Below are 253 nucleotides of genomic sequence, written 5' to 3' on the forward strand. Positions count from 1 at the left end.
CTCACCAAATCCCGCATTCAGGACCGAACGGTTCAGGCCTGACTTGGCCTTGACGTTCGATCCGGGCTTGTCAGCACTTCCTTTCGCACTAGCCGTCATGCCACGGACATACAGGGATTCCATCGCGATCGTTTGGTTCTCGCGAACGATGGAGGTGGTGAGTTTATGCTGCCAGTCCTTGCGGACGTTGGCGGCATGTTCAGTGACGCGACCCACTTTCCAGTAGGCTTTGCGTAAATTATTGGAAACGGGC

1 protein-coding gene is annotated in these 253 nt (G+C 55.3%); it reads right to left on the bottom strand.

The genetic code is table 11. The features are described from left to right. The coding region (locus IV91_RS0113895) for a transposase (protein ID WP_031599427.1) at window positions 1-253 on the bottom strand (253 nt) is incomplete at both ends.

Source organism: Ferrovum myxofaciens, assembly GCF_000735045.1.
GTDB classification, from domain to species: domain Bacteria; phylum Pseudomonadota; class Gammaproteobacteria; order Burkholderiales; family Ferrovaceae; genus Ferrovum; species Ferrovum myxofaciens.